Source organism: Lentibacillus sp. (assembly GCF_035301925.1).
GTDB lineage: Bacteria > Bacillota > Bacilli > Bacillales > Amphibacillaceae > Lentibacillus.
Window position 1 is genome coordinate 1 of the sequence record NZ_DATGTI010000040.1, and the last position, 3,798, is coordinate 3,798.

A 3,798-nucleotide genomic window follows, 5' to 3' on the forward strand; every position below is an offset into this window, starting at 1 on the left:
TTGAATAGCATCTTGCATGTATCTCACTCTCCTTTCTTCGCAACATTCGTGATTTGTTTCTGGTTCGATACATTAAAATTCAAGATAATGTCTTGATGTCGCTCATGAAGCCACTCATAATATGAAGACCCGTCAGCTTCGATAATACCTTTTGCCAGTGCTTCAAATTCCTTAAACCCTTCAGGTTTTACAGGTTTGCGTTTTCTTTTTGATGATGATTCTTTCTTCAATGTTTCTGTAGAATCTTTAGCGACTGTCTTATCGTCCTGCTTAACGTCTTTGTCCTGATTCTTATCCATTGCTTTTCCAAATTCATTATTAGACAAGATTTACACCTCCTTATCTAACCAAAATAAAAACCCTTTTCCGTGAAGAAAAAGAGTTAATGGGAAGTTATAAACTTCCTGATACTAATAATTTAACAGCTTTTTTAGGCATTTTTGTTCATCATTCGTTCGCCTTTTTGTTCGTTTTTTGTTCGCATTTTATTCGCATCTTTTCATTACTTGTTGACACTTACGATTAGACATTTTATGAACCTTAAAATAAATTTTGATTAGAAAGATTTTATTACCGTATTTTACATAAACAAAAGGAGTCCATTCTATAATCAAATTGATTTTTCCCCAACAGTTAAAAAATAGCCAGGTACTCTAAATATTTATGTTAAAATAAATCTAAAGATTGTAACAAAGTGGTCTTAAATAAACATCTTTGGATTCAAAGTTTATGCAACAATCGGGCCAGTTTCTGGAACTATAATGTTCAAAATGAAACTGGATAATTGAATGATACAAAGACGTAATTATTCACGTAAGATGAATAAAACAAAAGCTGCTTAGTATTGGGTTACCGAAGTAGCTTCCATTCCAATTTGAATAGCTTCTTCCACAAGGATAAGTGCTTTTTGGCATAAGCCTTATAGCAACCGTTTCGGATGACAGTCCTTGTTCCAACGTTCCTTGCTTTCCAAGTCCCTTACAACGTAACTATCTATTCTGGACGTAGGCGCTTACTATAAGCCTTTGATGGATGCCGCCGTTGTCCGGTATAGTGTATTTCAAAGGGCGAATTTTACTCTACACCACTCACACCATCGTTGGATGACTTATAGGTTTCCCTATGTTTAATCTTTAGACCCGTACATTCGGAAATTCGCCAGTTCCGAACATTCTCACCTTATCCAGTTTTTCAGCCGTACGGCATACCTTTTCCAAAAGGAATGGCTTCAGCCTTTGTTCTGCCGAATCTACCTGTTCTTAAAACCCCATGACCTGCCAGTCATGACGCATGCAGGAGTATTGACGGGATGGTTCCGTCATTCCCATCCTGCGTTGTAAAGTTTGGATTAACTATAAGTAATCCTCTGCATTTCACGTTTCAAAGTGCTTATAGCATAGCTTGTTGAACGGCGCACTATAGCGGGCTTTTTCTATACTGATAAACATTAATGGAATAAACCAGCCTCCTTGGACTTTTTCATCAGCCTGTCGGTATGTTTATTAACCACATTTTTAAACAGGACACCGAATAACACAAAACCGAGTCCAAATAAACCCAGAATAGCCATATCGTGTATTGCTGATTTCCATATAATGCCCCCGACTGCTTCACGCATTAAATCAATGGCATAGGTGAACGGAAGGAACGGGTTGATTGCCTGGAAAAATTCAGGAAGCAAAACAACCGGATATGTGCCGCCCGCACCGGCAATTTGCAGAACAAGCAGGACAATGACCATTGCTTTTCCGACATCGCCAAAAAGTGAAACAAGTGTGAAGATAATCAGCATAAACACCAAACTGATCAGCAGGCCGAATATCACAAACCAGACAGGATGTGCCATGTAAGCATCAACAATAAACCGGTCACCCAGCGTTACAATGAGTGTCTGCAGTAATCCGATCGTAAGGAACGTGAACAACTTTCCAATATAACGCTCCCTGCCCGTTAGTTCTTCCCCACCATGAACGTCTGCGGCCAATAGGGAAATCAGTAGCAGACCGCCAACCCATATAGCCAGGACAGTGTAGAATGGGGTCATCCCGGAACCGTAGTTCGGAATTGGAAAAAGTTCATTTTTGCTGAGCTTGACCGGTTCCTCAAAAAAGCTCCGTTCTGCTTCAGGATCGTTCTGTAATAATTCAATAATTTCATTGATGTCAGTTTCACCCTGGATGTCACGAATTTTATCAGCAAGTTCATTGACTTTACTATTCACGTACGGATATTCGCCAAGAATTGTATTCAGCATTTCCTGCCCCTCACCAATATTATTTTCGGTATTTGACAGGACTTGTTTTACCTCCGGAATTGTTGACTTGATTTCTGATAAAATCCCTTTTGCATCAGATAACGTCTGTTGCGCATTGTTGATTTTCTGTTTGACTATTGGCTCAATATTTTCTTTATAATCTGTCAGGAAATCTCCTATTCTGTTTGCTGTATTGCCAGATAACTCTTCTAAATCGATGATAACGGAATCGACTTCCTGCTTTTTGTCCTCAATGAATGCTGTAATGTTTTGACCATTCTTCTGCGCTTCTTCAAGAGCTCCACGCAGTGTGCTCAATCGTTCTATGGCATCTTTAATTACCTGATCCTGATTAGCGCTGTTATTCTGGCCGTTGTTCTGATTATTATTCTGGTCGCTGTTTTCCTGACCGTTTGAACCCTCATCACTATTCTGCTTATTTCCATGTTCACCGCCATCGGCCTGTTGCTCCTGATTCATTTCCTTCAGCTGCTTCAACTTTGCTTCTATTTCACCGATGTGACTGGTTGCATCACCCAATGAACTGTCAATGCTTTGCTGCAGTTCTTTACCCTTGCTAAAATCAATGTTCACATTCTGGGCATCTTTAAGCAGTTTGTTGATGTCTTCAGCAGTGCCTTGCGCTTTTTTCAAATCCTCCTCAATTTTCGGTGCCATTTCATTTAAGCGGCCTTCAGCTTTTGACATTAAGTCAGCTGTTTCATTAACCGTTTGAAGGCCATCATTGGTTGTCCGCTCAGCTTCCGGAAGCATGTTTTGCGCTTTATTGATGATAGACTGCGCATCCTTTGTATCCTGCAGGCCATTTGAAATCAAATCATGAATTTCCGGTAATTTTTTTTCCATCGTAAAAACATAATCCTCAAACTTTTTGATATCAGGCAGCTTTTCGTTCAGCTCTACACCAATTTCATCAAACATATTAAAAATAACGCCATTTACTGTGGAAATAAAATTGCTACTGACCTGCTCCACAATCGTACTGGCACCCTTGTCTGTTATTTTCGGGGATATGGCATTGATTTTTTCATTTACGTAGTATTCCGTTTTGCTTTTTTTTGGATTATCTGTAATTACCGTTGACAGGTTATCGGAGAAATCCTCCGGTATGACAATGACAGCAAAATAATCGCCATATTTTAGATTTTCCATTGCCTTTTCACGGTTTGTAAAATGCCAATCCATTGAATCGTTGTTTTTAAGTGTATTGACAAGGTCGTTACCAACGTTGATTTTTTCGTCCCTGACCTGCCCCCCTGCATCTTCATTCACAACACCGATTGGAATTTGATCGGTCTGCCCATATGGGTCCCAGGAGGCCTTTATGTTAAACCATGCATATAATGATGGCAATATAATAAGTCCCCCAATCAAAATAGCTGCAACCCAATTGCGTGTTATATTCTTCATATCTTTCGAGTAAATTTTCCAGCCATTCTTCATGCATATACCTTCTTTATTCTTTATCATTTTGACAGTTTGAGGATTATGTTTTTACGATGGAAAAAAAATTACCGGAAATT

2 protein-coding genes are annotated in these 3,798 nt (G+C 39.2%); both read right to left on the bottom strand.

From position 1 onward, the window contains the following. Positions 1-23: 23 nt before the first annotated feature. A complete protein-coding gene (locus VK080_RS03575) occupies positions 24-326 on the bottom strand; it encodes a hypothetical protein (RefSeq protein ID WP_324223418.1) in 303 nt (100 codons plus the stop codon). A 1,121-nt stretch (positions 327-1,447) separates the two neighbouring features. Further along, positions 1,448-3,718 carry a YhgE/Pip domain-containing protein gene (locus VK080_RS03580; protein ID WP_068446298.1) on the bottom strand — a complete coding sequence of 757 codons (2,271 nt, stop codon included), beginning with the start codon at positions 3,716-3,718 and terminating at the stop codon, positions 1,448-1,450. Positions 3,719-3,798 lie beyond the last annotated feature (80 nt).

What these genes read in the sequence shown, in the direction of transcription:
- VK080_RS03580 (WP_068446298.1), bottom strand. Translation starts at nt 3,718, where the DNA reads ATGAAGAATGGCTGGAAAATTTACTCGAAAGATATGAAGAATATAACA.